Annotated in this window: 22 protein-coding genes; 8 read left to right on the top strand and 14 right to left on the bottom strand. The window is 38.3% G+C overall.

Going from position 1 to position 23,015, the window contains the following annotated elements; genetic code table 11:
* Positions 1-125: 125 nt before the first annotated feature.
* Complete coding sequence (locus tag AC1M9B_RS06490) at positions 126-1,190, top strand: amidohydrolase family protein (protein ID WP_481608811.1); 1,065 nt, start codon at positions 126-128, stop codon at positions 1,188-1,190.
* Positions 1,191-1,243: 53 nt separating this feature from the next.
* Here the strand turns inward: AC1M9B_RS06490 and AC1M9B_RS06485 are convergent, their stop codons facing one another.
* The 5 genes from AC1M9B_RS06485 to AC1M9B_RS06465 form a co-directional block, all read right to left on the bottom strand.
* Positions 1,244-4,033: a M16 family metallopeptidase gene (locus tag AC1M9B_RS06485; RefSeq protein ID WP_481608810.1), complete on the bottom strand. Its 2,790-nt coding sequence runs from the start codon at positions 4,031-4,033 to the stop codon at positions 1,244-1,246.
* 72 nt (positions 4,034-4,105) lie between these two features.
* On the bottom strand, positions 4,106-4,933 hold the full coding sequence (locus tag AC1M9B_RS06480; RefSeq protein WP_092767133.1) for a PhzF family phenazine biosynthesis protein: 828 nt from the start codon (positions 4,931-4,933) through the stop codon (positions 4,106-4,108).
* A gap of 172 nt (positions 4,934-5,105) precedes the next feature.
* Positions 5,106-5,231, bottom strand: a complete 126-nt coding sequence (locus AC1M9B_RS06475; protein ID WP_257219857.1) for a hypothetical protein — start codon at positions 5,229-5,231, stop codon at positions 5,106-5,108.
* A gap of 104 nt (positions 5,232-5,335) precedes the next feature.
* Positions 5,336-5,527, bottom strand: coding sequence for a hypothetical protein (locus tag AC1M9B_RS06470; RefSeq protein WP_035268717.1), 192 nt, complete (start codon positions 5,525-5,527; stop codon positions 5,336-5,338).
* 234 nt (positions 5,528-5,761) lie between these two features.
* Entirely contained in the window at positions 5,762-6,313 is a 552-nt protein-coding gene (locus AC1M9B_RS06465; protein WP_035268718.1) for a M23 family metallopeptidase, read from the bottom strand.
* Positions 6,314-6,617: 304 nt separating this feature from the next.
* Here AC1M9B_RS06465 and AC1M9B_RS06460 point away from each other — a divergent pair, with 304 nt between their 5' ends.
* Both AC1M9B_RS06460 and uraH read left to right on the top strand, forming a co-directional pair.
* Entirely contained in the window at positions 6,618-7,400 is a 783-nt protein-coding gene (locus AC1M9B_RS06460) for an rRNA large subunit pseudouridine synthase E (RefSeq protein ID WP_035268720.1), read from the top strand.
* 126 nt (positions 7,401-7,526) lie between these two features.
* The gene (gene uraH, locus AC1M9B_RS06455) at positions 7,527-7,922 is read left to right on the top strand and encodes a hydroxyisourate hydrolase (RefSeq protein WP_481591371.1); all 396 of its coding nucleotides are present in this window, start codon (positions 7,527-7,529) and stop codon (positions 7,920-7,922) included.
* Here the strand turns inward: uraH and AC1M9B_RS06450 are convergent.
* The 3 genes from AC1M9B_RS06450 to AC1M9B_RS06440 form a co-directional block, all read right to left on the bottom strand.
* Positions 7,902-8,315: a hypothetical protein gene (locus tag AC1M9B_RS06450; protein ID WP_481608809.1), complete on the bottom strand. Its 414-nt coding sequence runs from the start codon at positions 8,313-8,315 to the stop codon at positions 7,902-7,904. The two genes, uraH and AC1M9B_RS06450, sit on opposite strands and share 21 nt — an antisense overlap.
* Positions 8,312-8,644, bottom strand: coding sequence for a hypothetical protein (locus AC1M9B_RS06445; protein ID WP_481608808.1), 333 nt, complete (start codon positions 8,642-8,644; stop codon positions 8,312-8,314). Before AC1M9B_RS06445 ends, AC1M9B_RS06450 begins: the two co-directional genes overlap by 4 nt.
* Positions 8,645-8,708: 64 nt before the next feature.
* A complete protein-coding gene (locus AC1M9B_RS06440) occupies positions 8,709-10,412 on the bottom strand; it encodes a M61 family metallopeptidase (RefSeq protein WP_481608807.1) in 1,704 nt (567 codons plus the stop codon).
* Between the two features lie 179 nt (positions 10,413-10,591).
* Here AC1M9B_RS06440 and AC1M9B_RS06435 point away from each other — a divergent pair, with 179 nt between their 5' ends.
* The 4 genes from AC1M9B_RS06435 to AC1M9B_RS06420 all read left to right on the top strand — a co-directional run bounded on the left by AC1M9B_RS06435 (position 10,592) and on the right by AC1M9B_RS06420 (position 15,473).
* Positions 10,592-11,902, top strand: coding sequence for a D-alanyl-D-alanine carboxypeptidase family protein (locus tag AC1M9B_RS06435; RefSeq protein WP_481608806.1), 1,311 nt, complete (start codon positions 10,592-10,594; stop codon positions 11,900-11,902).
* Between the two features lie 122 nt (positions 11,903-12,024).
* Entirely contained in the window at positions 12,025-13,311 is a 1,287-nt protein-coding gene (locus tag AC1M9B_RS06430; RefSeq protein WP_481608805.1) for an NAD(P)/FAD-dependent oxidoreductase, read from the top strand.
* Between the two features lie 135 nt (positions 13,312-13,446).
* Positions 13,447-13,929, top strand: coding sequence for an FKBP-type peptidyl-prolyl cis-trans isomerase (locus AC1M9B_RS06425; protein ID WP_092767151.1), 483 nt, complete (start codon positions 13,447-13,449; stop codon positions 13,927-13,929).
* Positions 13,930-14,060: 131 nt separating this feature from the next.
* Positions 14,061-15,473 carry a cryptochrome/photolyase family protein gene (locus AC1M9B_RS06420; protein ID WP_481608804.1) on the top strand — a complete coding sequence of 471 codons (1,413 nt, stop codon included), beginning with the start codon at positions 14,061-14,063 and terminating at the stop codon, positions 15,471-15,473.
* Positions 15,474-15,510: 37 nt separating this feature from the next.
* Here AC1M9B_RS06420 and AC1M9B_RS06415 read toward each other — a convergent pair whose 3' ends face one another.
* On the bottom strand, positions 15,511-15,918 hold the full coding sequence (locus AC1M9B_RS06415) for an HD domain-containing protein (RefSeq protein WP_481608803.1): 408 nt from the start codon (positions 15,916-15,918) through the stop codon (positions 15,511-15,513).
* Positions 15,919-16,128: 210 nt separating this feature from the next.
* The gene (gene yaaA, locus AC1M9B_RS06410; protein ID WP_481608802.1) at positions 16,129-16,908 is read right to left on the bottom strand and encodes a peroxide stress protein YaaA; all 780 of its coding nucleotides are present in this window, start codon (positions 16,906-16,908) and stop codon (positions 16,129-16,131) included.
* A gap of 123 nt (positions 16,909-17,031) precedes the next feature.
* Between yaaA and AC1M9B_RS06405 the strand changes: the two genes are divergently transcribed.
* Complete coding sequence (locus AC1M9B_RS06405; protein WP_035267316.1) at positions 17,032-17,661, top strand: alpha/beta hydrolase; 630 nt, start codon at positions 17,032-17,034, stop codon at positions 17,659-17,661.
* A 67-nt stretch (positions 17,662-17,728) separates the two neighbouring features.
* Here AC1M9B_RS06405 and AC1M9B_RS06400 read toward each other — a convergent pair whose 3' ends face one another.
* The 4 genes from AC1M9B_RS06400 to AC1M9B_RS06385 form a co-directional block, all read right to left on the bottom strand.
* Positions 17,729-18,103, bottom strand: coding sequence for a hypothetical protein (locus tag AC1M9B_RS06400; RefSeq protein ID WP_092767159.1), 375 nt, complete (start codon positions 18,101-18,103; stop codon positions 17,729-17,731).
* A gap of 111 nt (positions 18,104-18,214) precedes the next feature.
* Positions 18,215-20,461 (bottom strand): bifunctional prephenate dehydrogenase/3-phosphoshikimate 1-carboxyvinyltransferase, encoded by a 2,247-nt coding sequence (locus tag AC1M9B_RS06395; protein ID WP_481608801.1) that lies wholly within the window; start codon positions 20,459-20,461, stop codon positions 18,215-18,217.
* A gap of 19 nt (positions 20,462-20,480) precedes the next feature.
* A complete protein-coding gene (pheA, locus tag AC1M9B_RS06390; protein WP_035267321.1) occupies positions 20,481-21,590 on the bottom strand; it encodes a prephenate dehydratase in 1,110 nt (369 codons plus the stop codon).
* Positions 21,591-21,871: 281 nt separating this feature from the next.
* Positions 21,872-23,014 (bottom strand): acyl-CoA dehydrogenase family protein, encoded by a 1,143-nt coding sequence (locus AC1M9B_RS06385; protein ID WP_481597408.1) that lies wholly within the window; start codon positions 23,012-23,014, stop codon positions 21,872-21,874.
* Position 23,015: the final 1 nt, after the last annotated feature.

The raw sequence follows: 23,015 nt of genomic DNA, 5'->3' as shown, positions 1-23,015 counted from the left end.
TGCATTGAGCCTCCTTTAGGGGGCTTTTTTAATGCTTAAAATCTAATATTCAAACGAAAATGCAATTCAAAAATTGATCAATTTCTCGTATGTTATTCTTATTGATGACTCAACTAAGGATAGCGATGAATCAACTCAACTTTCCCATTGTCGATGCACATATCCATCAATGGGATCCTTATCACACGCCGCACGCTGCCGCTTTAGCTGTTAAACTTTTTGGAAAACATCCAAAAATCTTGGATAAAGTCGTTCGTCTCGTAAAACCTAAAGATTTAATAGAGACAGTAGGACTTACAGATTACATCACAGCACCCTATTTACCAGCGGATTACCACAAAGACATTGGACACTATACTGTGAGCCGTGTTGTACATGTCGAAGCCAGCTGGCATCATCAAAAAGGGACTGGCGTTGTAGAAGAAACGCAATTTATTCAGCAGCTTCCTTTTTCTCAAGAAAACATCAAATTGGCTGGAATCGTTGCAACAGCTGATCCTCGTGAAAGTAATTTCAAAAAAATTCTTAAAATGCATAAAAAGGCATCTCGGCATTTTCGTGGTATTCAAAAAATGGCTGCACATCATGAAGATCCTGGAATTCATGCATGGAACGATGATCCCCACCTCTACACTGATCGAAAATTTTTAAAAGGTTTTGAAGCCTTAGCCCAGTACAATTTAAGCTTTGATGCTTGGGTTTATTCTAGCCAGCTTAAAGATGTTATTGCTTTGGCAAAACGTTTTCCTGAGACTTCGATTGTCTTAGACCATTTGGGCACACCAGCAGGTTTATTTGGCCCAGTAGGTAAACACACAGGAATCACCCAAACTGCGCGAGACAATATCTATTTCCACTGGAAAGAAGATCTTGCAGAATTAGCTCAATGTCCGAATGTATATACAAAAATGTCTGGACTCTTCATGCCTGTTTTAGGTCATCAATTTCATACACGACGAACACTAGCATCTAAACAACAAATCATTGAATTGGTCTCTCCTATGATTATTCATGCTTTACAATGTTTTGGGCCTTATCGTGTCATGTTTGCATCCAACTTCCCGATGGATAAAGTGAGCACATCACTCACAAATATCATTGATGCCTTTAGCGACATTGTCGCTACCTATAATTCAGATGTTGTTGAACAGATATTTTGTAAAAATGCGCAGCAATTTTATAAGCTTTAAAAAAAAGGCTCATTCACAATCGAATGAGCCTTTTTGAATCGTACATTGTGGTTCTAAGTTTTAGGCTTTGAAATCATTTCAGGTTGTGGTTTACCATACTGATCTGCCATAACTTCAACCAAAAACTCAGGCTTAATATATTTTTTGATCACTGCATCTATATCTTTCTTCGTCAGTTTTGCAAATGCCTGATCTCGCTCTAGTCTTGAAAGCTGTGTTTTATTTTGTTCAAGCTGGCTGTTCAATCCACGATGAATACGGCGCTCATCCTCTAAATTCGTGACACGCTGTTTCATAATATTGGCTTTAGCCGCTTCAAGCTCTTGCTCCGTCACACCATTCTTTAATAAGTCAGTAAATACTTTATGCACACCTTGAGAAACTTGGGCTGATTTTCCTGCTGCATAATTAGCACTTACACCTAGAGCACCAGCATTGATAAAATTATCCAAACTCAGACTACTACCAAAGCTGTAAACCAACGCATTTTTTTCACGTAACTCCATGGCAAGACGTGATGATAATTGTGACTCGCCTAGAATATGGCTCAACACATATAATGCTTCTGCATCAGGATGATTATTACCCACGGGAATGGCAATAACCGCTTGATAATTACCAAATTGACGCTGTTCAGCCAGCGCATGAACTTTTTGAGCAGGATAATCTATATGACTGCCCTGCAAACGTTGGTATGGTTCTTTTGTCTTAGACTGACCTAAAGATGAATTCAAGTATTTCAGAATGGCTTTGTCATCAAAATCTCCTGTCACCGATATTTGACCATTTTGAGTTGTAAAATACTTTTGGTACAAAGCTTTAATTTGATCATTGGTGATGGTTTGAATTTGCTGTTTTGCTAACTCAGGTTCAAAATGATATCGCAAATCACCTGGTTCATATCGCTCTACGATTCTAGCAATAGTCAGTCCTGCAACAGTTTCAGGCTCTGTATATGGTCGATTTAATGACGATAATGTTTGCGATTTGATGAGGTCAAACTGACTTTGCTCAAATTTCGGATTATTCATAACGTCGACAATAAACTTGAAGAATTCTGGAAATTTTTCTTTCTTCGCAGATACGTTAATCACAATACCATTATCAACAGCTGAAGCAGATGCTCGACCACCCGCCTCGATTGATTTGTCTGCAATATCTTGCAGGCTATATTGCTCAGATGCTCTCAATAGCAAATAAGACATAAAGCCTAGTGCTTCACCTTGATGCTTGAGTGATTGTGCTGTCCCGAAATTTAAAGATATCGATGCGTAAGTTTTGTCATCGCGTGTTGACGTTGGGAATAGTGCATAATGCATCCCATTTTTCAAAATACCACGCTTGATTTTTTTCTCTAACTTTTCAACATACTGTTTGGAATTTTTTAAGTGCTCAGCCACTTCAGCCTTATACACAGCTGGGTCTTTTAAAGGCTCTTCTTGAGTTGTTACTTGATCTAAAGTTTTTGAATCTTGTTCATTAGCGTCTAGCTCGAGTGCCTTTTTTTGATCCTCAGGCGTAGGTTGTATGTCTCCCGAAATGCGATGCTCAGCAACCAAGAATTGATTTATTGCTTGATTAACTTGATCGACATTTAAACTTTGTATCTCTGCTTGATCTTTAAAATATTTTGCCCAATCCCCATTGGATGAAACCACATAATCACTAATGAAACCGCCCACAGAAGAAGCATTGGTCATCATGCTCTCTTGACCATTTTTAATCATGTTTTTGACACGATTTAATTCTGTTTCATTAAATTGATGCTTTTTCTCAATTCCTTTCTCTAGAGAAAGGGCAACTTTTTTCTCGTCGTGATTAGGAGCATACACTGCCCCCATAAAAACAAGATTAAAATCCGGTGTTAACCATGTCGTCGATTGAACCTGTGTAGCCGTACCTGTTTCTACAATATCTTTGTACAAATGACCACTAGGTTGTATTGTAAATAAATAAGGTGCTAAAGCGAGTGCAGTCTGTGTTTTTTGCTGGGTGCCATTGAGATAAATATTGTATTTGCCTAAATCACTTCCCTTTTGCACGATAAATTGACGATCTTTGATCTTGGTCGAATCAAGCATTGGAACTTTGGTTGACTCAGGAATTTGACGCGCAGGAATTTGATTAAAATTTTTATCCACTGCTCTCAGAATATCCGCTCTATCAAATTTACCTGCAATCACTAGAACTGCATTATTCGGTGCATACCATTGTCGGTAAAATTGATTCAGTTCCTTCATGTTGATTGACTGAAGCTCAGTTAAATCACCAATCGGTAGACGACCTAGATACTGATTTCCGTAAGCAGATTTCCAAATTTGATCCATCAATACTGAAAAAGGTTGATCCATTCGAACCTCACGCTCTCGTTTTACGATTGCGATTTCTGACGGAACAAATTTTTCCTGAAGTACGAGCTTATCCATTCGCTCTGCCTCCAGATACAACATTTCATCAATGGCTTTTTTTTCTGGACGGATGACACTCATATACTGGGTAGAATAGTAGTCAGTCATCGCATTACTCATAAGCGTATGCTGATCTAGACGACGTTGAAACTCATCTCCTTTTACATTTTCTGTGCCTTTAAACGCGAGATGCTCAAGTAAATGTGCTAAACCACCTTTACCTTGTGGGTCATTCAAAGCTCCCGTTAAATACACCATATTCATAAAAATTTTATTTTCTTTAGGTATTGGTGCCAAAATTACCCGTAAACCATTTTCTAGTTTGTATTCTTCAATATTTTGTTCAGTCTTGACCAAAACAGGTTGTGCTAAACCGCTAGAACTGACCGCAACGATCATTAAAGTAAGTGAAAGTTTTTTAAAACGAGTTAGCATTGTTCTTCCAATTATTGATATAAAAAAATTGATCACACGCCTGACAAGGGTATGATCAATAGGGTTTATGCTTTAAAGGTAAATTTCAGCTTTCATATAAAGTTTGGCATAGCCAGAAATTTCAATTCTTTGATTCTCTTTAAGTTGGCAATACAACACGCCACCTCGTTCTGAGCTTTGAAAAGCAATAAGTTCTGTTTTATTCAATTTCTCAGCCCACAAGGGTGCTAATCCTGTATGCATAGAACCTGTTACAGGATCTTCATTGATGCCTTTATGTGGTGCAAAATAACGTGCCACATAATCATATTGTTCTGATGCTGCAGTTATAGCAATATCGGGATGATCGGATGCTGTAATACAAGTACTAACCTCATATGCTTCAGCAATTGCATTAATATTGGCAAAATTAGGTTTGGCATCAAGCACATCTTGTTCACTTTCCAAGACTAAAATATAAGCTTGTTGATTTAGATAAATTTCCTTGATTGGACGATCAACCACTTCTTTTAATAACTCAGGAAACTCTTCAGTTAAATGAGGGATTCGAACAGGGAAATTCATTGTAATTTTTCCATCATCTTGTCGAGTGATGGTAAAAATTCCTAAATCTTTGACATGAAATTTAATTTTTTTCGCTTGAGTATACTCATTAAAAAGTACATAACTGCTCGCTAAAGTGGCATGACCACAAAAATCGACTTCAACTTTAGGTGTAAACCAACGGATTTCATAATTTTCATCATCAATAATTTTAACAAAAGCCGTTTCAGCCAAATTATTTTCAAATGCAATATTTTGCATGAGTGATGTATCAAGCCATTCTTCACTGACCACTACAGCTGCAGGATTCCCCTTAAACAACGCTGTAGTAAAGGCATCAACTTGATACATTTTCATAAATACACCCTAATATTTCCAAACTTCTAATTGAGAATAATAATCTTTTATCATTTCAAATCATAGATTAATTTCAATCTTGACTATAAATTATTGCTTCACAAAGATTCGTTCATAAACTGTATATTTCTAATGATCTTCCATAAAAAAACCCTCACATGAGGGTCTTTTGCTATTTACGCTTTTTGAGCGCTTTCTTTAAATCTTTTAACTTAGATTCATGCTTAGAAATTTTCTTAAGTCTCGATTTAATTTGATCTTTTAAATCTTTAATTTTTAACTTGGACTTATTCGCCATATCTTATCTTCCTCGTGTCATTCACTTTAAATTGTTAATGCTTGAATTTACTGACAAGAATGGGCATTCATCCCTAAATTCCCATTCAATTCATGATTAATGGATTAACGATTTTGTTGATCTAAATCAGATTGCTGTTGTGATTGTTGACGGGACTGTTGCTGATTCTGCTGCTGTTGATCTTGTTGCTGTTGCTGCTGATTGGGTTGCTGTTGATGTGGCTGTTGACCTTGTTGACGTTGCTGGTGATTTTGTTGCTGTTGCTCATTTTGATCTTGATTGTATTGATTACTCATTTCATATCTCCATGATTATCAGATTTTGATACTGATCTTGAATTCTTTTTCACTTGAATTAGACCAATACAAATAACCATAACCCTTTTGCACGAAACTGCGAGCATAGAGCTGTATCAAAATACTGCATCGTAACTTCCATTGTGTAAGCTATTTAAATTTCAGAGGATTAAAATTGATATATGTTACGAGGCTTACAAGGCTCTCTCATTTGTTTACTTGTATTAACGAGACTTATTCCTCTGGTTTTAAATCTGGTTTTAAATATGGATATGGATTTGTAGCACCACTCGTTAAATAAATCCCATAATGTAAATGTGGAGGTGTATTGATCGCATTGCCAGTATTTCCCACATATCCTAATACTTCACCGACTTCAACCCAGTCACCTTCTTGGATGTGTGCTGCATATTCATCTAAATGTGCATAGTAATGGCGACTTAACTGAGGTCCTACCACCCAGATGACTTTACCTCCCAAACTATTTGTGCCGATACGACTTACAATTCCTTGTGTTGTACTCAATACAGGCGTACCTCGTTTGGCAAAAATATCAATTCCTTGATGTGTACGACCATTTGAACGTGCTGCCCCCCAAGTATCTGCTATTTGAGTTACTTTGACTCCTTCAACGGGTATCGCCAACGGCTCTGTCAACGCTTGCTGTTGAAGTTTCCAGTATAAATATGGATATTGTATTCCTGCTGTTGCGCCTGAATTTGGGGGCTGACAAGCAGTAAGCATCCAACTGATTGCAATGAGTGATCCGATAATCCTTTTTTTCATATACAACCTAACATCTTAAATTGAGTTAAATTTTAGCGTCTGATCGACGTTTGCATTGTATTGTTTAAATTAAAAGCACTTGTCAGCAACCAATAAAAGCCTGCTTATACCGATTAAATCGTCAGAATTACATATTTTTTTTGATCAATACGATACTTTCTTTTTTGAATCACGCATAATAGTCACCAATTCCCCGATTTATTTTGTTTGACTTCAATGATCGAATCCTCAGATCAATTCAGGATGTTCATAAATTCTTGATAAGTCAGACCTTTCACTATTTGCACATTATTGAAGTTTTTATATGAAAATCGTCATTCTCAATAAACCTTATGGCGTTCTCTCCCAGTTTCGTAAAGACGAAGCGCATATGACAATGTCTGATTTCGTTGACGATCCGACTTTACGTCTTGCTGGACGTTTAGACATGGACTCTGAAGGTCTAGTGTTTTTAACCGACCATGGTGGTTTAAATCAGTACATTACCAACCCTGCCAATAAGAAATTTAAAACTTATTTGGTTCAAGTTGATGGTGATGTGACTGAAGAGGCTTTAGAACAGCTTCGTAAAGGTGTAGAGCTTAAAGACGGTATGACTCTACCCGCAAAAGCTGTAAAAGTTGAACAGCCTGAGTGGTTATGGGATCGTGATCCTCCTGTTCGTTTCCGTGCTTCTGTACCTACTTCTTGGGTTGAAATTTCGATTTGCGAAGGTCGTAACCGCCAAGTTCGACGTATGACTGCAGCAGTAGGTTTCCCAACTTTACGTCTTATTCGCACTAAAATTGGATCAATAGACTTAGTACAGATGGGTCTTGAATCTGGCGAAACTAGAGAAATTGAACCATTACTTTATCCTGACTTTCAAAATGTTCCTGCAGAAGAGCCATACCGCTCACGCTCTTATGTGAAGAAACCAGGCGGTACAGGTGGCAAGCCGATTAATAAGAAAGTCAATAAAGATGGTACTAAGAAAAAATCGGGTACTAAACGTATTTGGCAAATGGAAGAACATGAGAAACCACGTCGTAAGACCAATGGTACTACTCGCCCAAATACAAAAGCTCCACGTGGACGCGCACGCTAAGCTCAAGCTATTGTATAAAAAGTAAAAGGATGCGATTGCATCCTTTTTTTATACATAAATTAACTTAAATAATCTCTCATTTTAAGTACACTTTTTCGATTATTTGCTTATTGTGAGTTGATACTTATGAAAAAATTTACGCTTGCTCTTTCAGGTTTTGCATTTTCAACATTCACTTTGGCAAATCCTTTAAGTGTTCATGTGCTTAATCAAGAAACTGGTCTTCCATCCTCAAATATTGCAGTTACCCTTGAAGCGCAGCAGGGTGAAAAATGGGTAAAGCTCAACGAAGCTAAAACGGATGAAAATGGTCGTATCAAGGCTCTATATCCAGCTGAAACAGATCTTCAAAAAGGTGTTTACAGAGTAACTTTTAAAACGGGTGACTGGTTTAAAGCAAATAACAAACGTACTTTCTTCCCAGAAGTGCCAGTGGTTTTTGTGATTGATGGTAGTTTAGATCATTACCATATTCCGTTGTTATTAAGTTCATATGGTTATTCAACCTATCGAGGGAATTGATTCTCTTCCGATAATTGATACATGATTTTCATTATTTATTCGAATATCAAAGTAATGTTGCGATTGAAATTTATTTCCATATATATCTTCAAAATTAATAATTAGTCTGTATGTTAATTCGCAACATTTACTTAAAATCTCTGATTCACCTTTAGATAAATAATTTGAGATCCAAACACTAGTAAAGTCATTAATTCGGTTAAGTTGCTGTAATAGTCTAAGATTGTCAACTCCACCTAACACCTCAACAAAACATGCCTTTTCCTTACCATCATTGAAAATTCTAAACTGAAGTAATGGTGCTTCTTGATATTCTATTTTTGCATTTACCGCATCGATAGGGTGTGGATTTAATCTAATTTTTGACTGAGCTACAACTAAAATTGGTTTCACAGACTCATGTATCGAACTATAATAATTTTCTGATCATCTACTAATCTTTTCTGTTGTTTGACATTCTCTCGTATTTCATCAATTTGAAGCTGTAATGCTTTTTCTTGTTGTTCTAAGGCTTTGGTATTTTGTTCAAGCTGTTTACCTTGCTGAACATAACCAAGAACAAGCCAAAGAAAAGCAATAGGTGCAAAAATTCCAGCAAGTGCATCCCCCAATTCATTGAGAGATACTGGACTTTGTAAGTTAGCAAAAAACCAAATCAACGCAATGACTAAAAGCCATATGACTGTAATTACAATACCCCACACCAAACTTTTCTGATTCATCTTCTGACAATAAAAAACCCATAGCTAAGTATGGGTTTTACATGAATTTTATGACCTAGGCAAATTAAGCTTTAAGCCATTTCTCCACTCTAGATTGATCGGAAACCTTAAGTTCTACTTCAGTGAGTTCACTACCACCTGATTGAACTTCAAATTGCATTAATTCATCACGACGGAAAGCATGCACATTAAAAGTACCTTCCAATTTTGCATACTTGTCGAGTTGTTTAGTGGTCGCCTTCAAACCATCAACTGCGATGATAATATCATGAGCAGAAAGCCCAGCTTTAACACCAGCGCCATCACGACGAGCAGACTGAATTAATACACCTTCAGGTTTATCTACAAGTTTTAAACCAAATGGTAAAGATTTATCATGCTTTAAAACATAGTCTAAGCCAAATTCAGGGAACAATTGATCAAGCGGTAACTCATCCGTGGTATTAATCAAATGATTAATTTGTTCAGACCAATCATCACCTGTTAATTCCTGGCATAATTCATAGATGGTACGTTCATGAACCTGTGTACCCTTTTGCGTATTTTCATACAGCTTACGCATCAATGCATCAAGACTTGAACCTCTTAAACGTAAACCTAAATCTAGACACAGCGCTACTAAGCAACCCTTGTTATAGTAACTTGTGCCAGCATTGTTAGAGTTTTCATCTTGACGATAGAATTTGACCCATGCATCAAAACTTGACTCTGCAACAGTTTGAACAAAACGACCTGGATTTTGCAAATAACGATCGATCTGCGCCTTTAACAACTTCAAGTAAGATTCCTGAGAAATCACACCACTACGCAGTAGAATCAAATCATCATAGTAGGACGTAAAGCCTTCAAAAATCCACAGCAAAGAGGTGTAGCCCTCTTTGTCTAAATCATAATTCACAAAATTTTCAGGGCGAATAAATTTCACCAACCATGAATGAAAATATTCATGGCTACACAACCCTAAGAAACGCTGATAATCAGCGGAAGGTTCAACAGGCTCATTGGACTTAGGTAGATCATCACGTGGAGAAATCAAACTTGTTGAGTTCGGGTGCTCTAAACCACCATAACTGTTACCCGTCGCGATGGTCATAAAAGTGTAGTTTTCAAATGGTGCTGAACCAAACATGGATATTTCTGTCGTACAGATTTTCTCAATATCTTGTTTCATACGTTCGACATTCATCGCATGTTTGCCAGAAACCACAAACTCATGTGGTATACCATTTGCTTCAAAAGCAAAACGAGTTTGATCTGCAAGTTCAAATGGTGCATCAATCAATTCAGCGTAGTTTTTTGCCTTAAGCGTATAGCGACCACGCACTAAACTTTTAGATGCCAATCCTGTAGCGAGTTGGAAATGTTTCAATTCATCTGGCAAAAATAACTCAACTTCTACCGCTTTATCTTCTTGTCCTTCTAAACCTAAACATGCACAAGCAGGATTCACATATAAGCGTGTTTCATCAACATAAGCACCACGTACTGAGAGGTCGTATGCATAGACGTCGTACTCAACCGTAATCAGCTCAAAATCAGTATTAAATAACTGCCACTTATTTTTTTCATTTTTACGAATCTTGAGTATTCGACCATCTTCATCATAGGCACGAACAGACTCAATATGTTTTGAAAACTCTCGAATGAGATAACTTCCTGGAATCCAAGTTGGCAAGCTCAATACTTGAGTTGGTTGAGCAACGAAACGAACAGTAACGTGAATGAGATGCTGACGAAAGTCGTCAAATTCGATCTGATAATGCAACATAATGTCTTAATTGAGAAACTATAGAACCAACTTGTATTTAGATTAGCATTTTTTTACTTGGAGTTGCGCGATTCGTATTAATTGTCTACAAATCTGACTAGAGTTTCAGAAAAAAAAGGCATAGCATGCGGTGTGCTTGATGATCTATGCCATTGGATTGGCTTATATAGGTAAACCCGTTGAAACTCTACTCTGCTCTACTCATAATTTTTAGTTTTTTTATAGTAAATATCACACATGCTTCCTTGTTCGAAGTTGCACCAGAAAGTTTAGAAGCTGAAGCATGGACTGTCTTAGATCCACAATCAGGTCAAGTCATTACTGAACACAATAGCCATGTCCAACGTGCACCAGCTTCGTTAACCAAAATGATGGTGGCTTACATCGCGCTGAAAGACATTCAAGCGGGTAAAATTAGCAAAAATGAAGTTATTACTGCCACACCAGTTGTCAATGTAGTTCAATGGGATGAGTCTCAGATGTATCTGATGCCGACTCAACAAATTACGATTGATCAGCTTTTGGCAGGCTTAATTATCATGTCTGCCAACGATGCTGCTGTCACATTGGCTGAACGAATTTCAGGATCAGTGCCTGCATTTGTTCAACGCATGAATCAAGAAGCCAAAGCACTTGGCATGAAAGATACAAACTTTGCCAATCCCGCGGGCATTACAATGGATATGCACTATTCAACAGCGCATGATTTAGCCGTGCTCGCACAAGCACTCACCAATGAAACACCCGATTACCTTGACTACTCGAAACAGCAAAGTTTTACTTACAATCAGCATTTTCACCGTGCAACGAATATCTTACTTAAACAAGATGCTACTGTTGATGGTTTAAAAACAGGGTTTACTCGTGCTGCAGGCTATAACCTTGCACTTACAGCCAACCGACCAACTCAACAATTTGACCTCAATCAAAGGAGACTTATTGTTGTGGTACTCGGTGCTCAAAGTGGCTTTAAACGCGCTGAAATCGCACATCAACTTTTAAACCTATCCTATGCCTATACACGCAATGAAATTGCAATTAAAAATAAGCAACTAATTGCTGAACTCCCTGTAGTCGCATCTACCTTAAAAAGGTTCAAAGTCGAAACTAAAAAGCCAAGTATCGTGACGACCTCTTTGTATAACGCAAATCAAATGATTGATATGCGTAATTTTGACAATCAAACTCATCGTTTGATTCAAGCAGATGCTTTTGGATTCACTTCAGCTCTTGAGCCTTTACAGCAAACTCAAACGCATATGAACGTCGAGCTACTAACACAATCATTAACCGCACCTATCGCGCAAATTCAGCAGTTGGCACGTATTCATATCTATCAAAATAACAGACTCATTCAAACGGTATTGATTGAAGATGAACTTCAAATTGATGAAGCATCATGGTTTGAAAGTATTTTGAATTGGTTTAAACAATTATTTAGTTTTGGATCTGGCAGTACAAATCAAGCAAAAATCTATCCTTTAAACTGATTGCAGTTTTTTATTGTAAATCTGTAACTTGTAATACAAAAAGAACAATTCTTTTAAAAAAGAGATGGCATATTAACCCCATCTCTTTTTTATTTATGACGCTATAAAAATAGGAATATTAAATGTCGAATCTTCATCATATTGTCATTGTGGGTGGTGGTGCTGGTGGCTTAGAACTAGCAACACAACTGGGTGACACGCTGGGCAAATCGAAAAAAGCAAAAATTACATTAGTGGACCAAAAGCTCACACATATCTGGAAACCACTTTTACACGAAATTGCAGCAGGTACGTTGAGCCCTAGTGATGAAGAAACAAATTATTTTGGTCATGCTGCGAAGCATCATTATGAGTTTGTATTGGGTAAATTCGAACAATTAGATCGTGAAGCCAAGACCATTCAATTGCTCAAACCTGTTGCATCAACCTATGACCAATCGACTGATCATTTAACGCTAAGTTATGACACTCTTATTCTGGCGGTTGGTTCGGTTTCCAATGATTTCAATACTTCAGGTGTGCAAGAACATTGTCACTATTTAGATAATCCAAAACAGGCTGAACAGTTCCAGCAGCATCTACTTCATCTTTATATCGAAGCTCAAAATAATAATGACCATCGTGAGCTGCATATTGGCATTATAGGTGCAGGTGCAACTGGCGTTGAGCTTGCAGCTGAATTAGTTCAAGCCAAACAAAACTTCTTTAAATACGGTCTTAATAAAATTGACCCTAAAAACGTCAAAATTTCGTTAATCGAAGGCGCTGATCGTATTTTACCGGCTCTTTCTGAAAAAATGTCAGACCACAGCACTAAGCAGCTTAAGCGCATGAATGTGGATATTTTAACGTCTAAGCGTGTCGAAAAAGTGGATGCTGATCAAATTTACTTTAATGATGGAAGTTCAATTCCAGCACAATTAAAAGTTTGGGCTGCAGGCATTAAAACTCCAGCAGTGATTCAAAACCTAGAAGGCTTCGAAAAAGATCGTATGGGTCGCTTACACGTATTTGCAACACTCCAAACAAAAGTAGATCCGAATGTTTTTGCTTTCGGTGATTGCGCATACTGTATTTTAGATGCCCGTGAAACAGCTTTAGGACCGCGTGCGCAAGTAGCAAGTCAACAGGCTGCTTTCCTCGTTGATGCAATGAAAGCGCGAATTTCAGGAAGATCACAACCGATGTTCAATTTTTCTGACAAAGGTTCACTTGTGTCTTTAAGTGAGAATAAAGCAGTCGGCGAATTACTAGGTCAGGTCAATGTCCAAGGATTTGTGGCGAAGTCGATGTATGTATCTCTTTACCGACTGCATCAAGCCACGATTTATGGTTATGCACAGGCAGGATTACTCACAGCCAAAGATTTTGTGACCAGAAAAATAGCACCTAAAATCAAATTGCATTGAAAAATCTAAAAGACGCCCCAATGTAATATTTAAGCGTTATAAATTATCGAAACTGCATTTTTTTTAGAAAATTGTCTACAAAAATTGGTTTTCACTTTATGATGTACCCTTAAAATATTTGAATGGATCATTAACATGACAGTTATTGCAAATGACCTTGTGGTTTTATTTAACTATAAATTGACTAATGCAGAGGGTGAAACTCTCGATCAATCTCAAGGTGAACCACTTGCATATTTGCAAGGCGCTGGCAACATTATCCCTGGCTTAGAAAAAGCAATGTTAGGTAAAACGACTGGTGACAAATTCACAGTAACGATTCCTGCTGCTGAAGCTTATGGTGAGTACAACACTGATTTAGTTCAAGAAGTACCTAAACAAATGTTCCAAGGCGTAGACAACATCGAAGCTGGTATGCAATTCCAAGCGCAAACTGATGATGGCGTTCAAATTGTGACTGTTAAAGCTGTTGAAGGCGAAAACGTAATCGTTGATGCTAACTTCCCGCTTGCTGGTCAAGACTTAACATTTGATGTTGAAATCGTTGAAATCCGTGAAGCTACTCAAGAAGAGTTAGATCACGGTCACGTTCACGGTGTAGGTGGTCACCACCACTAAGATCTACGGATTTTAGGACAAAAAGGTGAAGCTCCTGCTTCGCCTTTTTTTTATGCAAAAAATTACAATGCTTAACGATTTAAATGATTCAAATTCTTATAATTTCCTGAGGATATTTGGATATTAATCATATGAATCTCATTTGGTTTCGTCAGGATTTAAGAGTTAGGGACAACACGGCGTTAATGGAGGCAAACCGGCATGGGAATACTTGTGCATTGGTGATACTTTCACCTGAACAATGGAAATTGCATGATGATGCAGTGATTAAAATTGACTTTTATCTTCGCCAACTTAAATCACTTGAAAGTGAGTTAAAGCAATTCAATATCCCACTTGTAGTGGAAATCGTTCCCCAATGGGATGATGTACCAGCTAGATTATTAACTTTCGCAAATAAATATCAAATTACTGCGATACACGCCAACATTGAAATCGGCGTGAATGAGTTACATCGTGATGCACAAGTCCAGACCTTATTAGAATCGCATCAAGTAACTGTCGAGTATTATCATGACCGCACAATTTTCCCACTTGGATCAATTCGTAATAAGACGCACCAGCCTTACCAAGTTTTTGGTGCTTATAAACGTGCATGCTATGAGATCTTGAATATCTCTGTTCCTCAACCACTCCCTGTACCGAAAGTACAGCCTCATGAGCTTATACAACGCTTTCATACCTCCAAAATTCCATCGATACATGATTTTTATCCTGATGCTCAGATTAAATATCAATGGCCTGTTGGAGAATCATATGCACTACAAATGCTCGAGAAATTTGTTGACGAGAATTTAGAGCCCTACAAACAACAACGCGACTTTCCAAACATTGATGCTACCAGTCAATTATCACCGTATTTAAATCTAGGAATTATTTCGATTCGACAATGTTTGGCTGCAATTTTTAGTCGCTCAAATGGCAATTTTCATCTCTACTCTGATGGTCAACAAACTTGGTTAGATGAGTTATTATGGCGAGAATTTTATCAACACATCCTATTTGATTTTCCAAGATTATCGAAATATCAACCATTCAATTTAAATACGTCTAATGTGCCATGGCGTGATGCACCCGATGAATTAAATGCTTGGAAATTTGGACAAACGGGTATTCCAATTGTGGACGCTGGAATCCGTCAAATGCTTCAAACAGGTTGGATGCACAATCGTGTCAGAATGATTGTCGCCATGTTCCTTAGTAAGAATTTGCTCATCGACTGGCGTAAAGGCGAACAATGGTTTATGCAACATTTGATAGATGGGGATTTAGCGGCAAATAATGGTGGCTGGCAATGGTGTGCTTCAACAGGTACAGATGCTGTACCTTATTTCCGTATTTTTAACCCCATTAGTCAATCACAAAAATTTGATAGTCAAGGTGATTATATTCGCAAATGGATACCTGAATTAGCTCATCTTGATGCGAAAATCATTCATGAGCCTTATGCTAAATATCCGAATCTTAAACTCAATTATCCAAAACCTATTGTTGATTTAAAGATGAGTCGACAGCGCGCATTAGCTGCTTTCAAATCAGCCTAACGAATGCTCGCTCAAAATTTTGTTTGGCTTGATTTTCTTAAGTGTCATGAAAATATGCTGTTTTATAAATGGATTCCATTTGATAAAAGCTATTAAGAACTTCATTTCGTTTTAGTGTAGAAATTTCAGAGGGTACCCAACTGAATTCTTGATGAATTTGCTGCTGATATTCTTCAAAACGTTTGGCGGTTGAACCAAGAATTGCAAGATCAATATCAAGTAAATAGTTAAGGTCTGAATCAACTGAAGCACGATGCTCTTTGGTCGCTAATATCCACTGATAAATTTTCTCATATCTCCTCATCTCCATGTGGGGAGATATGATGTTCAGCATCAGATCAGCACTTTGTTGTTCATTATCGTGTGCCTTAGGCTCATATATGACATCATGAAACCAAAGAGCTATAGAGACTGATAAAGGATCTTTTAAATTTGGTAGAACCAATTATAAGTGATCCATACATTCAACGATATGCTGCACTGTATGATAATGCCGATGAGGCTCACTGTAATGAACTTCTAATCTATCAAGAATAGATATGGAATCCTCTGAGGATAGTTCAAGCTGTTGTGCAGTAACGGCCCAGTATCTTCTCAACTGGTTTAAATATGCATCAATCATCAGACACCTTGCCCCGCTACCGCCTATTTATTTTTAAGCAGCCTGCTCATCACGTTTAAAAACGAGCTCACCTTTCAAAGAACTTTCAGCATCGAAATAATAGCCGTCTGTATTGAATGATTTAAGATCATCCACCGTGTTAGGTTTATTTTCGATAATATAACGTGCCATCAATCCTCGGGCTTTTTTAGCATAGAAACTTATCACTTTATATTTTCCATTTTTCTGGTCTAAAAATACAGGCTTGATAATTTCAGCTTTAATTTTGCTTTCTTTCACCGATTTATAATATTCATCGGATGCGATATTGACCAATAAATCACTCTTGGCTTCTGATAAGTCTTCGTTGATCAACTGGGTAATTTCATCGCCCCAAAATTCGTAAAGATTGTGACCGCGTGGATTTGCTAATTTCGTGCCCATTTCTAAACGATAAGGCATCATTAAATCCATTGGTCGAAGTAATCCATAGAGACCAGATAGCATTCTTAAATGGCGTTGAGCATATTCTAAATCAGCTTGCGTAAGCGAATACGCATCCAGACCTGTATAAACATCCCCCTTAAAAGCAAAAATTGCTTGGCGTGCATTTGATAAATCAAAGTCTGATTGCCAATCTCTAAAACGCTCCACGTTAAGATTCGCAATCTTTTCACTCACACTCATTAATTTGGCGATTTCTGAAGCAGACAATTTACGACTTACGTCTATAAGCTGTTGTGAGTGGTCAAGCAATCTTGGTAAAGTATGCTCATCAGTTGGAAGTGTAGATTCATAATCTAATGTCTTAGCAGGAGAAATTAAGGCAAACATAGAAACCTGATCAAAAAACAATTAATCAAACTATAACAGTAGACTTATTTTATTTCCAATTGTGTTTTTTTTAATTATTGACGTTAAAATATACGATTCTCCTGCACGTTAATCGGTATTTTTATGTCTGAACAAATGTTCATTCAAGGCCCTGTTGGCAAAATTGAGGTTTTTGTAGATTATCCTCAGTCTGAAGTAAAAGGATTTGCGGTCGTTTGTCACCCTCACCCGCTTCAAGGTGGTACTCCTCAACACAAAGTTCCCACTCTGCTAGCTCAAATGTTCCTTGAGCGTGGTTATATCGTTTATCGTCCAAGTTTCCGTGGATCAGGTCAAAGTGAAGGGGTTCACGATGAAGGATTTGGTGAAACAGAAGATATTTTAGAAGTCATCCGTCAAGTACGTGCAAAACACCTTACATTGCCTTTCTATGTTGGAGGCTTTAGTTTTGGTGCACATGTTATGGCGAAGGCCTATCATGCACTACCTCAAGAAATTCAACCTGAACAAGTCATTCTATGTGGTTTACCAACAGCCACAGTTGCTGGTATCCGTCACTATGTTACTCCGGCAATTAAAGGTGATATTCTGTTTATTCATGGTGAAGCAGATGAAGTCACTTTATTATCCGATTTAATTGAATGGGCAAAGCCTCAACGCCATATTATTACAGTGCTACCTGGTGCTAATCACTTCTTCACAGGTTATTTGAAGCAACTTCGCGTCGCGATCACTCGCTTCCTTACGGCTTAATATAAATATTACGTGTTTCAGAAAAACCCAGTGTAGATTCTTTACATTGGGTTTGTTTTATTCCTCGTTAGGATTTCCATTCTAGCGACTGGAACGACTCATCTTCTCTTAATGTCTGCTCTACTGCTTGCGCAAGTTGTTTAATCACACTCTGCGTCTCAATTTTTTGGAACCAATCCTGTTCCTCGTCTGCATGCGCACTTATTTCACATACAAAATGTCCTTCGCCATCTGGTTGATTACAGTTCACCCCTAAAGCGATTGGGTGATCAGAGACACTGACTTCTAATTCATGCGGATTCGTAGTTTGAGTGTGAAATCCATGTTGCACCAACTGTTCAGATAACAATGCTGTAACGTAAGTTTGTGCATTATCATGAGAATGACTTGAATGAGCCTTAGCGTATTTCGTTTGATCAACTAAAAATTGTAATTTTTTCATTTCCTCATCCAAAGGCTTTTTAATTATATAGAATTAGAATAAGCAATATAAACAAAACAGCCAAGCTTTTGCTTGGCTGTTTGAAAAGAAATATACAAATCTTTGGTCGTATTATTCACTAACTTGAATAGATAAACCCGCTTGTTCAGTGAGTTGAGTAAATGTTGGGAAACTTGTTGCAACGGTTTCAGTTCCCACAATTTTAATTGCGCCTGAAGTACGCAGACCCGCAATGGAGAAACTCATTGCAATACGATGATCATGATGTGACTCAATTTCACCACCTGTAAAGATAGCAGACCAATCACCAGACTTACCTTTACCTTCAATAATAATACCGTCTTCCGTAGGCGTACAATCAACACCCATTGTTTTCAATCCATCAGCCATCACTTGGATTCGATCAGACTCTTTTACACGAAGTTCAGCTGCACCAGTTAACACTGTTTGACCTTCAGCACAAGCTGCAGCAATAAATAATGCTGGGAATTCATCAATCGCTAAAGGCACTTGATCTTCAGGCATGTGGATGCCTTTCAAAGTACGAGTGCCACGAATTCGAATATCAGCGATTGGTTCACCACCTGCAATTCGTTCATTCTCGACTGAAATATCAGCCCCCATTTGCTTCAAAATTTCGATCACACCAGTACGAGTAGGGTTAATACCCACTGCCTCAAGTGTTACATCTGAATTTTCAGTAATGGCAGCACCCACCATAAAGAACGCAGCAGATGAAATATCTGAAGGCACTTGAATATTCGTGCCAACTAACTTACCACCACCTTTTAAAGAAATACGGTTACCTTCAGTTTTCACATCATACCCAAATGCACGTAACATACGCTCAGAGTGATCACGTGTCGGTTCTGGCTCAGTCACCGACGTTACACCTTCTGCCCATAAACCAGCGAGCAGAATGCCAGACTTCACTTGTGCAGAAGCCATCGGTAAATCGTAATGAATACCTTTTAGTTGCTGATTACCTGTGATCGATACTGGCGGTGTGCCACGCTCACCTGTTGTTTGAATTTGAGCACCCATTTCACGGAGTGGCTTTGCAATACGTTCCATAGGACGTTTGCTCAACGATGCATCACCAGTCATTACTGAGTCAAATTTTTGCGCAGACAACATCCCTGACAGAAGACGCATCGAAGTCCCAGAGTTACCCATATAAAGCTCACTTGCTGGAGCTTTAAGGCCATACATTCCTACACCATGAATCGTGACTTCACCATTTTTTGGACCTTCAATATTTACACCCATATCACGGAATGCTTGAAGTGTTGCTAAGGCATCTTCACCTTCTAAGAAACCAGTAACATGTGTTGTACCTTCAGCGATCGCACCAAACATGATTGAACGGTGTGACACAGATTTGTCACCTGGCACGCTAAATTTTCCAGAAAATGATTTAGCACCCGGCAGAATAGTAAATTGCTGTGTCACAGTTTTGTTCTCCATTAAAGGTTTCTTGGCAAGCATATGGTTAAAATGTTGGCGTGCTGCTTGAGCATGTCCAAGCAATCCCATGAGTGCTTTTGAATCTTCGTTTTCAATGAGCTGTCGAATATGAGCCAATTGGTTCTCAAATCCATCAACAGCATTCAAAATCGCTTTTTTATTGGCAAAGAATATGTCATGCCACATTTGTGGATCACTCGCCGCAATGCGAGAAAAGTCTCTGAAACCACCTGCTGCATAACGGAAAATGTCCAGATTATCTTCACGATTTGCAAGTTGCTCAACCAAATTGAATGCCATTAAATGTGGCAGATGACTTGTATGCGCAAGCACCTCATCATGCTTTTCCACATCCATACAAATTACTTCAGCTTGAGCAGCTTGCCATAACTGAATCAGTTTTTGCACTGCCCACTCAGCACTTGTTGCTAACGGCGTTAATATCACTTTGTGGTTAGCAAATAAATCTACTTTACCTGCATGAACACCAGTATGTTCAGCACCAGCTATTGGATGCCCTGGAACAAAACCTGCGGGTAACTGCTCACCAAAAACCGCAATTGCAGCCTCAACCACATTGCCTTTGGTACTGCCCACATCTGTAATTATAGTATCAGGAGTAATCACAGATTTGATCGAGTTCAATACAGATTGTGTAGCTCTCACGGGTAAAGCAAGAACAATTAAATCTGCATCAACCACTGCATCTTTGGCATCAGCATATCCTTCACTAATCAAACCTAAAGCTTTAGCATCTTCTAACGTTTGAACAGATCGCGTAGATGCCACAACATTTTCAGCAAGACCATGTGCTTGAATGACACGTGCTAAACTTGATCCAATCAATCCTAGCCCAATAAATGCAACTTTTTTAAATAAAGGTTGAGACATATCTAAGTTTCAACTCTTTTTAAAGTACCGCAATTGGGTATGAACCAAGAACACGGATTTCTTTGACTAATGGACGAATTTCTTCGACAGCCGCACGTACGTTCTCTTGTTCGATATGCCCTTCTAAATCGATAAAGAATACATAAGCCCATTTTTCAGGCAAAGCAGGTCTTGTTTCGATACTGGTCAAGCTAATGTTATGTTTAGCGAACGGCGCTAAAATTTCTAATAACGCACCTGCACGGTCATGTGCAGAGATCAATAAAGAAGTTTTATCATTACCACTTTGTGGTACTTTTTCACGCCCAATAACTAAGAAGCGTGTGGTATTTTCTGGATTATCTTCAATATTGCTATGCAAGATTTCTAAATCATATAAGCTCGCAGCTGTTTCAGATGCGATTGCCGCAGAATGCCATTCATTACGGATACGGCGAGCAGCTTCAGCATTCGAACTCAAAGCCACACGTTCAACACCTGGATAATGAGCATCGAGCCAACCACGACATTGAGCTAAAGTTTGTTGATGCGCATAGATTTGTTTAATGCTATCTTTACGCGTATTTGAAGAAATCAAAAATTGATGATGAATACGTAATTCAACTTCACCAATCACATTTAAATGTGACGCTTTAAAACAATCAAGCGTGTGGTTAACCACACCTTCGGATGAGTTCTCAACAGGAACTAAACCATAATGTGCACTGCCTGCTTCGACTTCACGGAACACTTCATCAATTGTAGGAAGTGGGCGCACAACCGCATCATGTCCAAAATGCTTCAGTACTGCCGAATGGGTGTAAGTTCCTACTGGACCAAGGAAAGCAATGCTTTGTGGTGCTTCTAAAGCAAGACACGCAGACATAATTTCTCTAAACAAACGCGCCATCGTCACGTCAGATAAAGGACCTTCATTACGCTCCATCACATTACGCAAAACTTGTGCTTCACGCTCAGGACGATAAAACATTGGATTTTCTTCAGAAGCAAATTTTGCTTTTGCTACAGCTTCAGCAAGTCGTGCTCGACGGTTAATCAGTTGTTGGAGTTGTTGATCTACTGAGTCGATATCTTCGCGTATTTTAGCTAAGTCTAAAGAATTCGTCGTGTTTTGATCATCGTTGATCATTGTAATGTCGCCTTACAGAATCAGTTATGTAAACAGTATAACAATAGTTAGCTTTCAAATGTTAAGCAACCAAACTTTATGGCAATAAGACTTAAAAATATACAGTTGAAATAATCATCAATCCAATACGCGCTATAAATTAGAAAAAAGACAAGAACATTGAATAGGATAGCTTTAATCTTTTTTTTTAAATCAGTTCGTTCTATAAGTTTTAAAATTGAAAACACATTCGAATACATCTCGCTTGTATTCCTCAAGCGAGATGTAAATACGGATAAAAATTAACGTCCTAGCATGCCACGTGCTACGATTTCTTTCATGATTTCGTTGGTTCCGCCGTAGATTCGTTGAATACGTGCATCCACAAAGAAGCGTGAAATAGGATATTCCGTCATATAGCCATAGCCACCAAAGAGTTGCAGTAGATTATCCGCCACTTTCATTTGCATATCTGTACTGAAACTTTTTAATGCAGCTGCTGTTTCAACATCCAATTTCCCTTCTTTATACAATGCTAGGTTTTGATTATAAAAAGCGGCTGTAGCCAGTTCATCGATTTTCGCTTGTGCTAAAACAAAACGAGAATTTTGGAATTGTCCAATTTTTTGCCCAAAAGCCTGACGTTCTTGGACATATTGAACTGTCACATCAATTGAACCTCGAATTGCTCCTAATGCTGTCGCAGCAATCGCTGTACGTTCACGTGGTAATTCTTGCATCAAATATGCAAATCCCTGACCCGCTTGACCTAAAAGCTGATCAGCTGGAACTTTGACATTGTCAAAAAAGAGTTCCGAAGTATCTTGCGAATGCAAACCGATTTTGTCGAGATTTGTGCCTTTTTTAAACCCTTCTAAATGAGTATCAACCAATAGAAGTGAGACGCCTTTAGCACGTGCCTGAGGATCTGTTTTAACGGCAAGCACAACCAAGTCTGCATGCTGACCATTTGAAATAAAGGTTTTAGAGCCATTCAAAACATAATGATCACCATTCAAAATGGCATTCGTACGGATGGCTTGTAAATCAGAACCAGCACCTGGCTCTGTCATTCCAATTGCTCCCACCACTTCACCAGAAACCATTTTTGGCAACCAGTATTTTTTTTGTTCTTCGTTCGCGATGTGTAGAATATATGGTGCTGCAATTTCTGAGTGACATGAAATACCTGTCGATAATGCGCTATAACCTGCACGTGCCGACTCTTCAACCAACATTAAAGAATATTCTGTTGGAACACCATAACCACCATATTCTTCAGGAACATCTACGCACAAGAAGCCATTTTCACCAAGTGCATTCCACACTGAACGTGGCATTTTTCCTTCGCGTTCCCACTGCTCATAATAAGGAGCAACGTGCTCACTCATAAAACGTTTGAAATTATCACGGAATAATTCTAAATCTGCATCATATGCCAACATT

This window comes from Acinetobacter sp. ANC_7513 (genome assembly GCF_056779915.1).
This window is presented reverse-complemented; position numbering and strand designations above follow the sequence as displayed.